The sequence below is a fragment of the Rhodoplanes roseus genome, from assembly GCF_003258865.1.
GTDB lineage: Bacteria > Pseudomonadota > Alphaproteobacteria > Rhizobiales > Xanthobacteraceae > Rhodoplanes > Rhodoplanes roseus.
Genome location: NZ_NPEX01000671.1, coordinates 1 through 416, shown reverse-complemented (window position 1 = coordinate 416; position 416 = coordinate 1). Strand labels below are relative to the sequence as shown.

Annotated in this window: 1 protein-coding gene; it reads left to right on the top strand. The window is 60.6% G+C overall.

Annotated features, from left to right (window positions below):
- On the top strand, window positions 1–416 hold a 416-nt coding region (locus CH341_RS31920; RefSeq protein WP_210208713.1), incomplete at both ends, for an MlaE family ABC transporter permease.

Genomic DNA, 416 nt, shown 5'->3' with positions numbered 1-416 from the left:
ATTTCGGGGCCGAGGTCTTCTCCGTCGATCTCCTTGGCATTCTTGCTCTGCGCGAAATCTCGTTGCTGTTGACCGCGATCATGGTCGCAGGCCGCTCGGGCAGCGCGATCACCGCGGAACTCGGCTCCATGCAGATGCGCGAGGAGATCGACGCGTTGCGGGTGATGGGCATGGATCCGATCAATGTCCTCATCCTGCCGCGCATCCTGGCGCTGTTGATCGTCTTGCCGCTGCTGTCTTTCATCGCCGCGCTCGCGACGCTTGCCGGCGGCATGATGATGCTGTGGCTTTACTCGAGCATCACGCCTGATGCCTTCATCGCTCGCCTGCACGACGCCATCGATATGTCGAGCTTCCTGTCAGGCCTCTACAAATCGCCTTTCATGGCTCTCATCATCGGCCTCATCGCCTGTGCC